At 67.4% G+C, this 15,670-nt stretch carries 14 protein-coding genes; 10 read left to right on the top strand and 4 right to left on the bottom strand.

Annotated features, from left to right (window positions below; genetic code table 11):
* Positions 1-298: 298 nt before the first annotated feature.
* Entirely contained in the window at positions 299-3,079 is a 2,781-nt protein-coding gene (locus BDK92_RS03550; RefSeq protein ID WP_121154543.1) for a helix-turn-helix transcriptional regulator, read from the bottom strand.
* Between the two features lie 405 nt (positions 3,080-3,484).
* Positions 3,485-4,177: an alpha/beta hydrolase gene (locus tag BDK92_RS03545; RefSeq protein WP_121161577.1), complete on the bottom strand. Its 693-nt coding sequence runs from the start codon at positions 4,175-4,177 to the stop codon at positions 3,485-3,487.
* 361 nt (positions 4,178-4,538) lie between these two features.
* On the opposite strand from BDK92_RS03545, the gene BDK92_RS03540 reads away from it, so the two are divergent.
* The 9 genes from BDK92_RS03540 (at position 4,539) to BDK92_RS03505 (ending at position 13,128) form a co-directional block, all read left to right on the top strand.
* Positions 4,539-4,937 (top strand): ChaB family protein, encoded by a 399-nt coding sequence (locus BDK92_RS03540; protein ID WP_121154541.1) that lies wholly within the window; start codon positions 4,539-4,541, stop codon positions 4,935-4,937.
* A gap of 92 nt (positions 4,938-5,029) precedes the next feature.
* The gene (locus BDK92_RS03535) at positions 5,030-5,638 is read left to right on the top strand and encodes a flavodoxin family protein (protein ID WP_121154539.1); all 609 of its coding nucleotides are present in this window, start codon (positions 5,030-5,032) and stop codon (positions 5,636-5,638) included.
* A 135-nt stretch (positions 5,639-5,773) separates the two neighbouring features.
* Positions 5,774-5,932: a hypothetical protein gene (locus BDK92_RS38750; protein WP_170208468.1), complete on the top strand. Its 159-nt coding sequence runs from the start codon at positions 5,774-5,776 to the stop codon at positions 5,930-5,932.
* 485 nt (positions 5,933-6,417) lie between these two features.
* A complete protein-coding gene (locus BDK92_RS03530; protein WP_121154537.1) occupies positions 6,418-7,602 on the top strand; it encodes a zinc-dependent alcohol dehydrogenase in 1,185 nt (394 codons plus the stop codon).
* An 88-nt stretch (positions 7,603-7,690) separates the two neighbouring features.
* Positions 7,691-9,034 carry an extracellular solute-binding protein gene (locus BDK92_RS03525; RefSeq protein WP_121154535.1) on the top strand — a complete coding sequence of 448 codons (1,344 nt, stop codon included), beginning with the start codon at positions 7,691-7,693 and terminating at the stop codon, positions 9,032-9,034.
* 11 nt (positions 9,035-9,045) lie between these two features.
* Positions 9,046-10,002, top strand: coding sequence for a carbohydrate ABC transporter permease (locus BDK92_RS03520; protein ID WP_211349047.1), 957 nt, complete (start codon positions 9,046-9,048; stop codon positions 10,000-10,002).
* Positions 9,999-10,913, top strand: a complete 915-nt coding sequence (locus tag BDK92_RS03515) for a carbohydrate ABC transporter permease (RefSeq protein ID WP_121154533.1) — start codon at positions 9,999-10,001, stop codon at positions 10,911-10,913. Before BDK92_RS03520 ends, BDK92_RS03515 begins: the two co-directional genes overlap by 4 nt.
* A 178-nt stretch (positions 10,914-11,091) precedes the next feature.
* Positions 11,092-12,222 (top strand): cytochrome P450, encoded by a 1,131-nt coding sequence (locus BDK92_RS03510; protein WP_246016768.1) that lies wholly within the window; start codon positions 11,092-11,094, stop codon positions 12,220-12,222.
* Positions 12,223-12,324: 102 nt separating this feature from the next.
* The gene (locus tag BDK92_RS03505) at positions 12,325-13,128 is read left to right on the top strand and encodes an SDR family NAD(P)-dependent oxidoreductase (protein ID WP_121154529.1); all 804 of its coding nucleotides are present in this window, start codon (positions 12,325-12,327) and stop codon (positions 13,126-13,128) included.
* Between the two features lie 113 nt (positions 13,129-13,241).
* On the opposite strand, the gene BDK92_RS03500 is transcribed toward BDK92_RS03505, so the two are convergent.
* Both BDK92_RS03500 and BDK92_RS03495 read right to left on the bottom strand, forming a co-directional pair.
* A complete protein-coding gene (locus tag BDK92_RS03500) occupies positions 13,242-13,622 on the bottom strand; it encodes a hypothetical protein (RefSeq protein WP_121154527.1) in 381 nt (126 codons plus the stop codon).
* Positions 13,623-13,926: 304 nt separating this feature from the next.
* Positions 13,927-14,487, bottom strand: coding sequence for a TetR/AcrR family transcriptional regulator (locus tag BDK92_RS03495; protein WP_121154525.1), 561 nt, complete (start codon positions 14,485-14,487; stop codon positions 13,927-13,929).
* 107 nt (positions 14,488-14,594) lie between these two features.
* Between BDK92_RS03495 and BDK92_RS03490 the strand changes: the two genes are divergently transcribed.
* Complete coding sequence (locus BDK92_RS03490) at positions 14,595-15,503, top strand: aldo/keto reductase (protein ID WP_121154523.1); 909 nt, start codon at positions 14,595-14,597, stop codon at positions 15,501-15,503.
* Positions 15,504-15,670: the final 167 nt, after the last annotated feature.

Raw genomic sequence — 15,670 nt, 5'->3', positions numbered from 1 at the left:
CCGGCCGGCTGGTGAACCAGACGGGCGGTGCGGCGTCACATCCCCACACCCCAGGCTGTCCAAGGGGGTGGTGCAGGCCATGCCCAGGACTCGCCGCGCCGCGTCTCATGGCAATGCAGGGTCCCGTACGCCATCTTCGAGCGTGGCGACCAGGTCGCCGGTCGGGCCGGCCGAGGGCGGCGCCAGCGGCCAGCCGGCGCTTGAGCGCACACGGCCTCCGTCCGGGTCCTGCCGACGGCGAGTCTGCGCGGGTAGTGGGCGCGGCCTGGGTGTCGTGGCGGATTCACGGCGAGGGACCCTAGGGGCCGCCGGACGCGCGGTCCTTGTTCAGGAGCGTGAGGGCATCTCTCAGGGCCGCCCGCGAGGTGATACCGAGTTTGGGGAAGATGCGATAAAGGTGCGCTCCGACGGTCCGCGCCGAGAGGAACAGCTCCTCGCCGATCTCCTTGTTGGTCATGCCGGTCGCGGCCATCTGGGCAATGAGGGATTCTCGGCCGGTCAGGATGTCGTTCCCGAGCTGAGGGCCGCTCCGCTGGCCCGCTGCCCTGAGTTCCTGGTGAGCTCTCTCCGTCCATTTTGTCGCACCGAGGCGCTCGAACGCCGTCCAGGCCCGACCGAGGTGTTCACGAGCGGCGCGCCGTGACCGGCTCCGTCGGAGGTGTTCGCCGAACAGGAGTTCGACGCGGGCCCGGTCAAACGGCCACCGGTCGGCCTCCGGTGTCGCGAGGGCCCGGTCGAACAGACTCGACGCGATGTCCTCGGGGGAGACGAGGGCCTCGGCGGCCATCACCAGCATGCTGAGCCGGCCGGAGATCGTCTCCACTCGGGCGGCACGAGCCGCGGCGACGTGGGCCCGGGCCTCCGTGTGGCGGTTGGTCCGGACCGCGGCCTCGACCACGTCGAGCACGGTCCAGATCGCCACCGGACGGTAAGGCGGGATGGTGCCGACAGGGCCGATCGAGGTTGCCTCCCGATATGCCTCCTCGTAGTCCTGGCGGCCCAGTGCGACCAACGTGCGGGTGTAGTGGCAGAGGTGGCTCACCACGACCACACCTCTGGGTACGGCCCAGTAGATCAGCTCGTCGGTGATCCGCCGCGCCGTCTCGTCATCGCCGCGTACGGCAGCGAGCGTGGCGATCCAGTGTTCGGTAGCCCAGCGGAAGAGCCGGAGTCCGTGTTGACTGGTCAAGGAGAGCGACTCGGCCAGGTACCGTTCGCTGTCCCGCCACTGCCCCATGAAGTAGGAGTCGAGCGCCAGCAGTGTCAACGCCTGCGTCATGACGTTCGTGTCGTCCGCGGCGCGTCCCAGCTCCAGCGCGCGGTGCAGAGCGGCACGACAACCAGGGAGCCGATCCACCCAGGAGCTGGCGAGCCCGATCAGGACGATCTCACCGGGGTCGTTGACCTGGTACAGATTCTCGACGAGTCGGTCGAGTTTTCGGTATGCGGCGTCGTCGGCGCTCGTCGGATCCGAGTGGGTGTGCCGCATCAGGACGACAACGTCGATTTCCGGGGGGTTCAGGCGTGATACGAGTGCGTCGAAAACCGACCAGAGGTGGCTCCGCCCACCGAAGAAGCAGACGTACAGCAAGGTGCGCAGGGCCGCCCTGATCTGGAAAATCGGATGCGACTGCTCGCTTACCGCGTCCAGGGCGCCTGCGAGGACACGGTGAGCGGTGTCGACGTCGCCGTCCGCGTTGAGAATGACGAATGACGTCGCCACCGCCGCGTCCAGAGAGCCCGCGTGTGCGGGATCGAGTTGACGGACCTCGCGCAGAGTGTCGCCGGCCAGTGCAATGCCGCCTCCCAGGTGAGCACCGACGTACGCCGCGGCAGCCAGGCGCCGGGCGCGCTCTGGTTTGGCGGGGCTGAGCATCGAGGCGTTCGTGAGTGCGGTGACCGCGCCGACGGTGTCTCCCCGACCGACCAGCCGGTAGCCCGCCTCCTCCAGCGAGGATGCTGCTCGCTCGTCGGGTCCGCGGCTGCTCTGCGCGAGATGCCAGGCCCGTCGGTCCGGGTCGTCACGTACCGCCTCGGCCAGCCGGCCGTGGACCCAGCGTCGCTCCGCGGCGGTGGAGGCGTTGACAACCGCCGATCGTGTCAGCGGATGCGCGAACACCACTCGCGTGCCGTAGTCCGTGACGTGGATGAGTCGCACGCGCTCGGCGGGCGCCAGTGTCTCGAGCAGTCGGTCGCCCGATGCGGCCTCAAGGACCCGGAGGCCCCCGGTCGTCTCAAGAGCGGCGAACAGCAGCAACTGTCGCGTGGCATCCGGCAGACTCTCGATCCGGGATGAGAACGCCTCCTGGAGCCGCCGGTTCAGCGGGACGACGGACAGGTCGACGGTCGGACTGTCGGGGCCCGAGTCAGCGAGGGTCAACGGCAGTTCGACGAGGGCCAGCGGGTTCCCGGCGGCCGTGGCCAACACCCTTCGTCGGATCGTCGGTGTCAGATCGGGATAGCGGTTCATCAGAATTTCTGTCGCCGCCTGCTCGTCAACAGCGGCGAGCATGTATTCGTCCAGCCGTGCTCGTGCAAAGAAGCCTTCGGCCGCCGGACGGGTCGATCCGAGGAAGCCGACGCGCGTTCCGGTGAGTCGCCGGGCCAGGAGCGTGAGCACTGCGGCGCTCGACCGGTCCAGCCACTGGAGGTCATCGACGAGAACGAGAACCGGCGATTCGCGAGCCGCGGCACGCAGCAGGTCCCGCAGCGTTTCGGCGACCGTCAACCGATCCAGTGTCACCGATGTATTCGGATCGAACAGGGCTTCAAGGACGGACGCACGTGCGCCTTCGAGGGCGGAAACCGAGTCGACGGCCGGGGGAATCGATTTGATGACCGGACTCAAAATCTGTTGCAGGCCGGCGAAACTGATGTCCGCCTCGAACTCGACCGCGGTCGCTGCCAGGACGAGTCCACCCTCCTGAGCCCAGAGCTGGGCCGCGTGTTGGAGCAGGGTGGTTTTCCCGAGGCCGGGTTCGCCGACGACGACCAGCGAATACCCGGATTTGCGTGAGCGCTCGCAAAATCGGTGGATTACCGCGAGGGCTTCATTTCTGCCGACGATTTCTGGCGTCATGTCCCGTCACGCTGTGTTCCGTCAGTCGCGGCCACATCGGTGGCAACCTGGTCACGGCGAAGTCTATCTCCGAGATTTGGCGAACCTCGTCGGGCAGCAGCCTCTCCGATTCACACCTTAGGCGCAGCGCCGCCGCGGCGGGTCAAAGACAAGACGTCCGGATAGCATAAAGGGGACTCTTCGCCATATAAGCCGCGACCATCGAAGGCGCGCCGCCCCCGGCGACGACATGAGCGGCTACGCCGACGGCATCGCGGCGGCCATCAAGGGTGGATCTCCGCGACGCGGCCCCGGTGCCCAGCCGACCGTGATGGTGAGGTGTAACCCCACCATCACGGTCAACCCGGCACGTTCCGCTCGACGAAAAACGCGCGCTGCGTGGCGCACGTCCCACACGCGGTTGCCTTACGCGGAGGCGAGCTCGTCCCTGATGATCCGCGCGAGTTCCGCCGGCTGGGACAGGAACGGGGAGTGCGACGTCGCCATCCGGGTGACCCGGCCCGCCCGGTTGGCGAAGTGCTCCTGCGCGAAGGGCGGGAGGGCGTTGTCGGCCTCGCAGATGACGTACGTGCTGGGAATGGTGTGCCAGGCGGCCTGAGTCTGCTCCTGGGTCTTGGAGAGGTAGGACTGGTAGCCCAGCTGCGCGACGGCCTGTCGTGCGATGTCGGGGTCGACATCGCCGTAGAACACGTCCTCCGGGTTCATCGCCTCGACATACCCGTCAGCGCCGGCGTGGTGGATCTTCCACCACGGCGCCGGCGACCCGCCCGCACTGGACAGCAGTGATTCGCCGACCTCGATCTGGAACGCCGCCAGATAGACGATGCGTCGTACGTTGTCGGCGCCCACCAGGCCCTGGCTCGTCGGGATGCCACCGTACGAGTGCGCCACGACGACGACAGGGCCGTCGATTGCGGCGACAGCCTTCTCGATGAGCGACGCATCCTGGTGCATGTCACCCAGCTTCGCCGGGTCGTCACCGCTGCTGGCCAGTGCGACGGTGTGAATGTCGACATCCCGCAGTTCGTCGATCAGGCGTGCCAGGTGCTCGGGCTTGTGCCAGGCGCCCGGAACGAGGACGAGTGAGGGTAGGGACAACGAATCCTCCAAATGTGCGTCACCTACAAGCGGTTGACTCGTGAACTGCGTTCACCGATCCCGTGCGATCGACTCGCTGAGGAGCCGATTGGCAGAGTCGTGTCACAATTCCGGCCGCGAAGTTGGCGATCTCATTCGACCGCACCTCGGCGTCGGTCCTGCGCCATTCACCGGTTCGATGTCAAAACAGGCACTCGTCACACCGAGTGTGGCGCTCCGCGCTCCCTGCGGCATCAGTCATGTGACTGCATCACCTGCGGGGTGCCCTCGGTGCAACCACCACGTCATGGACGTCTGCGGAGATTGTTTGAGCTCTCGATGCGGTGGGCACGGTCTACGGATACGTGTTCAGGAGGTTGAGATGCCAACGCGCAAGGACATGCCCGGCACCATCGAGAGGTCGCCGAAGAAGGCACAGGACACCTACGTCAAGGCCCACGACGCGGCGGTTGAGGAGTATGGCGAGGGTGAACGAGCGCACCGCACCGCGTTCGCCGCCGTGAAGCACTCCTTCGAGAAGACTGGTGACCACTGGGAGCCGAAGGCCACGAAGGGGCCCAGCGACGCCAAGGCTGCCGGTGGCCGTGCCACCAGGGCGAAGACCTCGGGCGGTGTCGACGCGAACGCCAGCAAGGAACACCTCATGGGCGTGGCGAAGAAGCTCCAGGTCCGCGGTCGATCCCGGATGACAAAGCCCGAACTGGTAGAAGCGATCCGGAAGGCCAACGCGAGCAGCACCCGCAAGGCACGCGCCAGGTAAACACTGGCGCTGCTGCGAGCGTCACCGCTACTCAGCGAGCCGTCGGGACGCGTGACTGGTCGGACATCCAGATCCATGTCAGGAGCAGATTTATGGGAACGATTCGTGCGCTGGTGTTGTGCTGCACGCTCAAGCCTTCTCCCGCGCCGTCGAGCGCGGAACTGTTGGGTAGGGAAGTTCTCGCCGCACTGTCCGACCATGATGTGGACGGCGAGGTGATCCGGGTGGTGGACCACAACGTGAGGTTCGGGGTATCGACCGACGAGGGCGATGGTGACGGGTGGCCGGCCATCCGGGCCAAGCTGATGGACGCGCAGATCCTGGTCGTGGCGACACCGATCTGGCTGGGGCAGCCCTCGAGCGTGTGCAAGATGGTGCTGGAGCGCCTCGACGCGGAGTTGTCCGAAACCGACGACGAGGGTCGGCTGCGTACCTATGGCAAGGTCGCGGCGGTGGCGGTCGTCGGCAACGAGGACGGTGCGCACCACGTCACCGCCGAGGTACTCCAGGCGCTGAACGACGTGGGGTTCACCGCTCCGGCCGCGGCGTCCACCTACTGGGTCGGCGAGGCCATGGGGGGCACCGACTACCGCGACGCCGGACCGAAGCCGGAAACCACCGGCAGGGCGACCAGGTCACTCGCTGCGAACGCCGCCCACCTCGCGCATCTGCTGAGGGTCCGACCGTACCCCGCCGTCTGAGCAAGGGGAGTTTCGCCGAACCTGTGCCTCCGACGCGAGCGCACGTGGCTGCGGAAGGCGGATCCGGTTTGGGTCGTACGGCCCGGGGAAGTCAGGTTGACCTGCTACTTCCACGGACCACGGGAGGACTGTGCGATGGCTGACCGCGACGAGCTTCATGACCTGCGTCAACGCGCCCACAAAGCGGGCATCGAGGGCAATTCGAAAATGACCGAGGAGCAGTTGCGCGAGGCGTTGAAGCAGGTCGGCAAGGGTGCCGAGCCGATGCACGCCAAGCGCGGAGCCAAGGGCTGACGCACGGGCGTCCGGTGGCTGTCCGCTACCGGCCAACCGGCATTGCCGGATCGAACGGAGACAGCGCGGGTGCCGCCCACGGCGGCGGGCCCGCGCTGGTGGCGTCACGGTGATGAACCGAGCCGGCGGCCCTCCCCCCAGGGCGCTGGCGACGGTCATGGTCCCCGACTCGTCCATCGGTGACAACAAGCGCTCGAGATGCGGCCTGCTTCGTCCGCGTACGTAACCAGGCGAGCTGGCCGCGCCTGCGCCACCGCCCAGGAGCAGCCCGGGCAGGCCATGGCGCTGGGCGTGACCGGGGTGACCTCGCCCCCGGCCCGTCGCGGTCTCCCGACCGGTCTCGACCAGCTGACCACCGTCTTGGAACGGTGCGGCCTTCATCCCCGCCCACCGCTCATGCGCGTCCGCCACGTGCTGGCGCCGGATTCAAAACCTTCGTGCGCGGGTAGCAGCCCGGTCGACGGTTCTGGGGAGGGAGCGAGGCAGTGAAGGCTTTGACCTGGCAGGGCAAGCGGGACGTACGGGTGGAGGAGGTGCCCGATCCACGGATCGAGGAACCGACGGATGCGATTGTGCGGATCACCTCCACCGCGATCTGCGGATCGGATCTGCACCTGTACGAGGTGCTCGGGCCGTACCTGAAGCCCGGCGACGTGCTCGGGCACGAGCCGATGGGGATCGTCGAGGAGGTGGGTCCGGGGGTGACCCGGCTGCGGCCGGGTGACCGGGTGGTGATCCCGTTCAACATCTCCTGTGGATCGTGCTGGATGTGCGAACGTCAGCTCTACGCCCAGTGTGAGACGACCCAGGTGCGGTCGGAGGGCAAAGGCGCGGCGTTGTTCGGCTACACCTCGATGTACGGCTCGGTGCCGGGCGGGCAGGCCGAGTACCTGCGGGTTCCGCAGGCCCAGTTCGGGCCGATCAAGGTACCCGACGGTGGACCGGACGAGCGCTACCTCTACCTCTCCGACATCCTGCCGACCGCCTGGCAGGCGGTGCGATACGCCGACACGCCCGCCGGTGGCACTCTTGCGATCTTCGGGCTCGGCCCGGTCGGTCAGCTCTGCGCCCGGATCGGTCGTCACCTCGGGGCGGCCCGGGTGATCGGCCTGGATCTCGTTGCGGAGCGGCTGGAGATGGCCCGGCGGCACGGGATCGAGGTGGTCGACGTGACCGACCTCGACGACGTACCGGGTGCGTTGATCGACCTCGTCGACGGGCGGGGGCCTGACGCGGTCATCGACGCTGTCGGTATGGAAGCACACGGCTCAGGCCCCGGCCGGGTCGCCCAGACCGCGACCGGGCTGCTGCCGGACACGGTGGCCCGGTCGATGATGAACCGGTTCGGCGTGGACCGGCTCAACGTGCTGCACGCGGCCGTCAGGTCGGTACGCCGTGGCGGCACCGTCTCGGTCTCCGGCGTCTACGGCGGAGAGATCGACCCGATGCCGATGATCGAAATGTTCGACCGGGGCATCCAACTCCGGATGGGGCAGTGTCACGTACGGCGCTGGGTGGACGAGATCATGCCACTGCTCTCCGGCGACGACGATCCGCTCGGCGTACTGGACCTGCGCACTCACCGGGTGCCACTGGCCCGTGCGCCCGAGGCGTACGAGATGTTCCAGCAGAAGCGGGACGGCTGCGTGAAGGTTGTCCTCACGCCGTGACAGCGCCGAGTGACAACCGCGATACGCATGTTTCAACAGCTCATCGCCTTGGAAAGGAGCCCATGACGATCGAGGCGGGAGGCTCGGAATGAGGCGGAGAGCGGCTGTCGGAGTTGCTGTGCTGGTGCTGACGCTGGCTGGCTGTGGCGGTGTGGGAAGTGTGGGCGGCGGTTCGGGCGGAGGTGCGGGCACCGGCGGACTGACCACGATGGGTTTCGGCCTGCCGGACGAGATCGCCAGGACCCGGGTCGACCTGTTCAAGCGTGAGCATCCTGAGGTCAAGCTCGACATCGTCGAGGGCAGCTTCGACGAGCAGCAGTTCCTCTCCGCGGTGGCCTCCGGCAATCCGCCGGACCTGGTGTATCTGGACCGCAAGCTCGTCGGCACGTACGCGAAGCGGGGTTCGATCCTGCCCATGACGGACTGCGTACGCGACCAGGGAATCGATCTCGACCAGTACCGGCCGGCGGCTAGGGAGCAGGTGACCCTCGACGGGACCCTCTATGGCATCCCCGAGTTCTACAGCGTGCGGGTCGTGTACCTCAACGAGGCGCTGTTGCGGCAGGCCGGGATGACGGCCGCCGACGTCGACCTCTCCGACTGGCAAGGACTCGTCGATCTCAACGCGAAGCTGGCCACGGTGTCGGACGGGAAACTGACCCGGATCGGGATCGACCCGAAGATCCCCGAGTTTCTCCCGATGTGGGCCAGGGCCAACGGCGCCCAGTTGCTCTCGGCCGACGGACGCTCCGCGAACCTGAGTGATCCGAAGGTGGTCGAGGCGTTGCAGACCGGTCTGCGACTGATCCAGGACCAGGGCGGTTGGGGGAAGTTCAAGTCTTTCCGGGACACCTTCGATTTCTTCGGCGCGAAGAGTCCGCTGTCCCAGAACCAGATCGCGGTCTGGCCGATGGAGGACTGGTTCCTCAACGTCGCCGCAAAGAACACGCCGGACGCCGAGCTGGTGGTGAAGCCGTTCGTCGACCGTCAGGGCCGCCCACTCACCCTTGCCTCCGGTTCCGCCTGGGTGATCCCCAAGGGGGCGAAGAACCCGGCGGCGGCCTGTACGTTCGCCAAGACGATGACGGCCACCGCGACCTGGGTGGCGGCGGCGAAGGCGAGGGTCGAGGCGCGCAAGTCGGAGGGCTCACCCTTCACCGGGCTCTATACCGGCAACGCCGATGCCGACCGGCAGATTTTCGCCGAGGTTTACCAGCCGAGCGGTAACAAGCGGTTCGACGACGCCGTCCAGACCATCCTCGCCGTACAGCAGTCTGCCTTCTCCATTCCCGCCTCGCCGGCCGGTGCCGAGTTCGACAAGGTGTGGACGGACGCGGTGAACCGGGTGCTGTCCGGACAGGCCGACCCGGTGACCGCGCTGACCCGGGCCCAGGATGAGGCCACCGCCGTGCTGAGCCGGGCGTCGAAATAGGCGGCGGAGACGTGACAACCACTGCCACCGACACCCCCAGGGCAACGGCACACCGCCGGCTCTCTCCGCTGGCCCGGAGAGAGGCCCGTTGGGCGTACGTCTTCCTCGCGCCCTGGATCGTCGGGTTCCTGGTCTTTTTCGCCGGACCCATGCTCGCCAGCCTCTGGCTCAGCTTCACCGAGTACGACATCGTCAACGCCCCGCGTTTCACCGGGCTGGACAACTACCGGCAACTGCTCACCGACCCGATGGTGGCCCGCAGCCTCGGTAACACCGTGCTGTTCACCGTGTGCCACGTGCCGCTGGTCATGGTGATCTCGTTGGCGCTGGCGATGCTGCTGGTACGGGTCAAGCGGCTGCAGGGCTTCTTCCGTACCGTCTTCTACCTGCCGGTGATGACCCCGGCGGTTGCCGTCGGCGTGCTGTTCCTACTGCTGCTCAACACCCAGGACGGCCTGGTCAACCGGGCCCTCGGAGTCGTGGGGATCGACGGTCCGAGCTGGACCACCGATCCGCACTGGGTGATGCCGGGCATCGTGCTGATGAGCCTCTGGAGTCTCGGCTCCTCGGTGGTCATCTACCTCGCAGCCCTGCAGAACGTGCCCCGGGAGCTGCACGAGGCCGCCACCGTCGACGGGGCGTCCGGCTGGCAGCGGTTCCGCAACGTCACCCTTCCGATGATCTCCAGTGCGCTGTTCTTCACCCTGATCGTCAACACGATCGCCGCGCTGCAGATGTTCACCGAGGTCTACACCATGTACTTCGGCAACCGGCAGACGCAGACGTCGTTCAACGCCGACGCGGCCACCTTCTACGTGATCTACCTGTTCCAGCAGGCGTTCCAGTTCCTGCACATGGGTTATGCCTCGGCCCTGGCCTGGCTGCTCTTTCTGATCATTCTCGCCATCACGGTGGTGCAGATGAAGCTGGGCAACCGGTTCGTCTACTACGAGGGGGAGGACCGATGACCGCGCTGGCCGAGCCGGCCGTACCACCCACCGTTCCACCGCGCGACCAGCCGGTGCCGACCGTGCCACCCGTGGCCGCCGGAGGCCGTCCCCGTTGGCGGCGGCTGCCCGTCATCGCCGCTCTCGCGCTCGCGACCATCGCCTTCCTCGCCCCGTTCGCCTGGCTGATCGCCGCCTCACTACGCCCACGGGAGTACATCTTCACCACCAGTTTCCTGCCGGTGCCGCTGCGTTCGGCGAACTACCACGAGGCGTGGACCGCCGTGCCCATGCTGACCTGGCTGTTCAACAGCGTCGTCGTCGGCGTGGCGGCCGCTCTGGCCGTGACCCTGTCCAGCGCCTGGGTGGCCTTCGGCTTCGCCTATTTCCGCTTTCCCGGTCGCAACCTCCTGTTCGGGCTGGTCCTCGCGACGATGATGCTGCCATTCGCGGTCACCATGATCCCCACATACCTGATCTGGTCGGAACTGCGGCTTGTCGACACCCAGGTCCCGCTCTGGGCCGGGAATCTGTTCGGCTCGGCCTTCTACATTTTTCTGTTGCGCCAGTTCCTGCTGTCGCTGCCCCGTGAATATTTCGAGGCGGCCCGCGTCGACGGCGCCAGCTACCCGCAACTCTTCTGGCGGATGGCCTTCCCGTTGATCCGCCCGGCGCTGCTGGTCACGTTCGTGTTCGAGTTCAAGGCAAGCTGGACCGACCTGATCAAGCCGCTGATCTACCTACGCGACGAGCGGCTGTTCACCCTGCCCCGAGGGCTCAAGGTGGTGCTTGACCGCTTCGGCTACGGCGGCGAACAGCAGTGGGAGATAGTGCTTGCCGGCAGCGTGCTCGCCACCGTACCCATGATCATTATCTTCTTCCTCGCCCAGCGTCACTTCGTCGAGGGCATCGTCACCACCGGACGCAAGTGACGAGCACCGAGGGATGGAGGGTAGCGGTTTGACATTCGTCGGCTCGGGCATGAGAGGAAGCATGCCTGCGCGTCGTACCCCGATTCTCGACAGCACCCTTCAACTGGCCCTCGAAGGTTATGGCTGGTTACCCAATCGCCGACGGCGTGCGGGCGGTGACGTCATTCACGCCCGACTGATGGGCCAGCCGACGGTGGGACTCTGCGGGCCGGACGCCGCGCGATTTTTCTACGACGAGGAGCACATCCGCCGGCACGGCGCCATTCCGGAGCCGGTCCAGGCCACGCTCTTCGGGCACGGAGCGGTCCACACACTGGACGGGGAGAGTCATCGTCACCGCAAGGAGATGTTCGTATCGCTCATGACCGGCGAGGCCATCACCAGACTGGTCGACCGGACGATCGAGGAGTGGGACGAGGCCGTCGATTCATGGGTGCCCGGACAGCCGGTGACGTTGTTCGACGAGACGAGCCGCGTGATCACCCGAGCCGTGTGCGCCTGGGTCGGTCTGCGGGTGAAGGACGACGACGTGCCCGCGCTGGCATCCGACCTGGTGGCGATGGTCGACGGCTTCGGCACCCTCGGTCCCCGACACTGGCAGGCCCGACTCGCGCGCAAGCGTCGGGAGGAGTGGGCGGCCCGCCTGGTCGACGAGGTCCGCCGGGGTGTGGCCGAGGTCGAGGACGGCTCGGCCGTCGACGTTGTCGCCCGCCACCGGGGAGTCGACGGGAAGCCGCTCGACGCCCGGATCGCCGGAGTGGAACTGCTCAACGTCGTACGACCCACCGTGGCGGTCTGCTGGTTCGTCGCCTTCGCTGCGCACGCGCTGCACCGCTGGCCCGTGTTCCGTGCGCGGCTACGGTCCGGCGGGGCCGCGTACACCGAGGCGTTCGTGCACGAGGTTCGCCGGTTCTACCCCTTCGCTCCGTTCGTCGGCGGCCGAGCGGTCAAGGATCTGTCCTGGCGAGGCGAGCCGATCCCGGCACACGCGATCGTGTTGCTCGACCTGTACGGCCAGAACCACTCCCCGCAACTGTGGCCCGATCCGTATGCCTTCCGACCCGAGCGTTTCCTTGACCGCGAGATCGATCCCTTCGAATTGATACCGCAGGGCGGCGGTGATCCCCGTACCGGCCACCGGTGCCCCGGCGAGACCACCACGGTCGCCCTGCTCCGGGCGCTGACCCCCCGACTGGCCGCACTCGGCCACGAGGTGCCTGACCAGGACCTGAGCATCTCCCTCACACGTGTCCCGGCCAGGGTGACGAGTGGTTTCGTCCTCACCCCCGGTCACTCACGCCTCGGCTGAGGCACCGGAGCTTGAGCTGCCCGGCACGCGGGTAGGCGCCGGACGACGGAAACATCCATGTGAGTTGTCGGCACCACGTCGACCTAGCAAAGGACAGGAAGAATGAGCGACCCCACCACCAGGCCACTGGCCGTCGTCACCGGCGCTTCCAGCGGCATCGGGTACGAGCTGGCAAAACAATTCGCCCGCAATGGTTTTGACCTGGTGATAGCCGCCGAGGACGAGGGCATCTCGCAGGCCGCCCGGGACGTCGAGGAGCATGGGGCGAGTGTCGAACCCGTCCGGACTGACCTGGCCAGCTATGACGGCGTGGAGCAGCTCTGGCGGCAGGTATCCTCGGACGGCAGGCCGCTCGCCGCGTTGGCTATCAACGCAGGTGTAGGTGTCGGCGGCGCGTTCGCCACGACCGACCTGGAGGAGGAGTTGAGGCTCGTCGACCTCAACGTACGGTCGGCTGTGCACCTGGCCAAGCGCGGTGTGCAGGACATGGTCGCCCGGGGTGACGGCCGGATCCTGTTCACGTCATCGATTGCCGCGACCCAGCCGGGTCCGTTCGAGGCGGCCTATGCCGCCTCCAAGGCGTTCCTGCTGTCGTTCTCCGAGGCCTTGCGCAACGAACTCAAGGACACCGGGATCACCGTGACCGCCCTGATGCCAGGTCCGACCGACACCGAATTCTTCGACCGTGCGCAGATGCGGGACACGAGGGTCGGCGCCGGCAGGAAGGATGACGCGGCCGAGGTCGCCAGGCATGGGTTCGAGGCCATGATGAAGGGCAGGGACCACGTGGTCGCGGGCTCCCCGACGAACAAGGTGATAGCCGGCGCCTCGAAACTCGCCCCCGAAACCGTCAAGGCGCAGATGCACCGAAAGCTGTCCGAGCCCGGTTCCGGTCAACCCGGGTGAGCATCATGGTCCGGCTGCCGCCAATGCCTGGCGGCAGTGGGACAGGGGCCCCGCCGTCCATCGTCAACGCGACCACTGTGGCGATCAACGGAAAGGCGAACGGCCAGGTGCGCTCAGTTCGTCCCGCCGCGAGCAAAACCCCTTGGATCAAGCAGGTACCGGTCCAGGTCCGGGTCCTCGTGGAGCTCGGTGAACCCGTCCTGGATCTGCCAGGAGGGCCCGAGTTCCGCCCGTAGACGACCGAGAGTCTCCCGTACCGCTTCGTTGAAGCGTTGGCAGCGCGGTTCACGCCACGGGCCCGGGTCAGGTGGGTATTCCCAGTTCAAGGAGGTGTCGTACTCCTCCACCAAGTTGATCAGCTCGGTCCGGAGATGAGGGCTGATCGGCAGCTCGTCAAGATCTACCGCGTATCCCCAGATCTTCTGGTCTTCGGGATCGACCGCCCACAGAACGGTGCCCGATCCGGCGTCGAAGAAGAACCTGGCGCTGGTCATCCACCGTTCCCTGGGTCTCGTGTCGGTCGCTCCCGGCGTCGTCAGTCTGGCACGGCCTGTCGGCGAGTCCGCGCCCGGCGCCGCCGACCTGACCAGCGGTGATCCGCTGAGGAGCCTTCTGTCACGGTTTCACCCCGGCCAGGGTTGCTCCTCTGGTCCACTGGCAGGTGTGCGGCGTGAGGAGGCGAGTGATGGTGTCACTGAAGGCGCTACCCGGACCGGATCAACCGGTCAGTGGTGTGGAACTCCGCCCATGCGGCCAAGAGTTGACCGTTGCCCGCCAGCGGGGGCGGCGGAGTCCGGGTCACGAGGCCGCCAGGCCCTTCACGGCAGCCTGGAACACCCGTTCGCGTTGCGCCTCGTCCCGATAGACACCGAGGCTGACGCCGATGACGAACCTCATGACGTCGTCGATGTCCAGGTCCGCGTTCACCTGTCCGGTGCCCCGGGCGTCCGAGATCAGCGAGCCGCCGGTGCTGTAGAGCGCGTCGCGGGCGGCCGGGAACGCGCCCGGGTTGAACGCCAGGCCCTCCACCAGCACGCGTTTGGCGTTGGCCAACTGGACCAGGCGCCGCAGCCAGGAGACCAGCGCGGCGAAGGCGTCCGACCGGTCCAACTCCTCGGCGTAGTCGCAGACCGCCTGGACTTCGGCGAGATAGATGGCCTCGACCAGGTCCTCCCGAGTGGGGAAGTTCCGGTAGAGGGTGCCGATCCCCACGCCCGCCCGGCGGGCGACCTCCTCCAGCGTCGTCTCCGCGCCGTACTCACCGAACGCGGCTCGCGCCGCGACCAGGATGGCGTCGAAATTGCGGGCGGCATCGGCCCGGTGGGGTCGGCGCTGGGCGAGCAGATCGGTGATGGGCATGGGGAAACTGTACAAGCCGAGGATGCCTCCGGTATAGTGGAGGCATCCTCCGGAAATCTGGAGGATGCCTCCGTCTTGCCTGCACCTCCAAGCTGAAGCGAGATGACATGACACCGCAGCCCACCCCCTCCCCGGCCACGATCACGATCGGGGGCGACCTTCAGGTCGGCCGCGTCGGTTTCGGCGCGATGCAGCTCACCGGCAAGCAGGTATGGGGGCCGTATCCCGACCACGACGGCGGGGTCGCGCTGCTGCGCGCCCTCCTCGACGAGGGGGTGACCTTCATCGACACGGCCGACGTCTACGGGCCGCACACGAACGAACTCCTCATCCGTGAGGCGCTGCACCCGTACCCGGAGGGCCTGACCATCGCCAGCAAAGGCGGATTCGTCCGGGGCGGATACGACTATTCCACCCTCGGCTCGGTGGGCAACCCGAAATACCTCCGGCAGGCTGCCGTGACAAGCCTGCGGCGCCTCGGCCTGGACCGGTTCGACCTCTACTACCTGCACAGCGGCTACGCCACGGATGCCCCGTTCGAGGACCAGGTCGGTGAGCTGAAGAAGATGCAGGACGAGGGGTACATCCGGCACATCGGTCTGTCGAACGTGACCACCGAGCAGTTCGACGTCGCCCGCTCGATCGCCGACATCGCCGCGGTGACCGCGCTGTACAACATCGGCAACCGCACCGGGGCGGGCCTCCTCGCCGCAGCGGAACAGTCCGGCGCCGTCTTCTCCCCGTGGCACCCGGTCAGCCTCCGCGACGGCGGGGAGAACGCCGACCAGGTCGCCCGCACACTTGCGCCGCTTGCCACCAGGTACGAGGCCACGCCCCAGCAGATCGCCCTCGCCTGGCTGCTGCACCGGTCCCCGGCGATGCTCCCGATTCCGGGCACGACGAGCCTGGGCCATCTACGGGAGAACGTCGCCGCCATGCGCATCCGACTCACCGACGCCGAGGTCGCCGAGTTGACCGCCCTGGTCCCCGAACCCGTCGGCCAGACCGCCCCCTGAACACGCCCTGCCGCGAGCGGCGGATCCGCGGACGGTGGCCATGGTGGTGGCCGGGCTGGTGCTCGCCGGGCTGTTCCGGGCGGTGATGTCCCGGCCGCCGAGTACCGTCCACATCGGAGGCCGGTGACGCGAAACAAGTCGCCGTCGATGAACCTTCCGGGTGTTTG

Source organism: Micromonospora pisi, from assembly GCF_003633685.1.
GTDB classification, from domain to species: domain Bacteria; phylum Actinomycetota; class Actinomycetes; order Mycobacteriales; family Micromonosporaceae; genus Micromonospora_G; species Micromonospora_G pisi.
The sequence above is the reverse complement of the archived record's forward strand: the minus strand, read 5'-3'. Positions and strand labels throughout refer to the sequence as shown.

Coding starts and splice junctions, on each gene's coding strand:
- BDK92_RS03550 (WP_121154543.1), bottom strand. CDS start 3,079: ATGACGCCAGAAATCGTCGGCAGAAATGAAGCCCTCGCGGTAATCCAC.
- BDK92_RS03540 (WP_121154541.1), top strand. CDS start 4,539: ATGCCAACGCGCAAGGACATGCCCGGCACCATCGAGAGGTCGCCGAAG.
- BDK92_RS03535 (WP_121154539.1), top strand. CDS start 5,030: ATGGGAACGATTCGTGCGCTGGTGTTGTGCTGCACGCTCAAGCCTTCT.
- BDK92_RS38750 (WP_170208468.1), top strand. CDS start 5,774: ATGGCTGACCGCGACGAGCTTCATGACCTGCGTCAACGCGCCCACAAA.
- BDK92_RS03525 (WP_121154535.1), top strand. CDS start 7,691: ATGAGGCGGAGAGCGGCTGTCGGAGTTGCTGTGCTGGTGCTGACGCTG.
- BDK92_RS03515 (WP_121154533.1), top strand. CDS start 9,999: ATGACCGCGCTGGCCGAGCCGGCCGTACCACCCACCGTTCCACCGCGC.
- BDK92_RS03510 (WP_246016768.1), top strand. CDS start 11,092: ATGGGCCAGCCGACGGTGGGACTCTGCGGGCCGGACGCCGCGCGATTT.
- BDK92_RS03505 (WP_121154529.1), top strand. CDS start 12,325: ATGAGCGACCCCACCACCAGGCCACTGGCCGTCGTCACCGGCGCTTCC.
- BDK92_RS03500 (WP_121154527.1), bottom strand. CDS start 13,622: ATGACCAGCGCCAGGTTCTTCTTCGACGCCGGATCGGGCACCGTTCTG.
- BDK92_RS03495 (WP_121154525.1), bottom strand. CDS start 14,487: ATGCCCATCACCGATCTGCTCGCCCAGCGCCGACCCCACCGGGCCGAT.
- BDK92_RS03490 (WP_121154523.1), top strand. CDS start 14,595: ATGACACCGCAGCCCACCCCCTCCCCGGCCACGATCACGATCGGGGGC.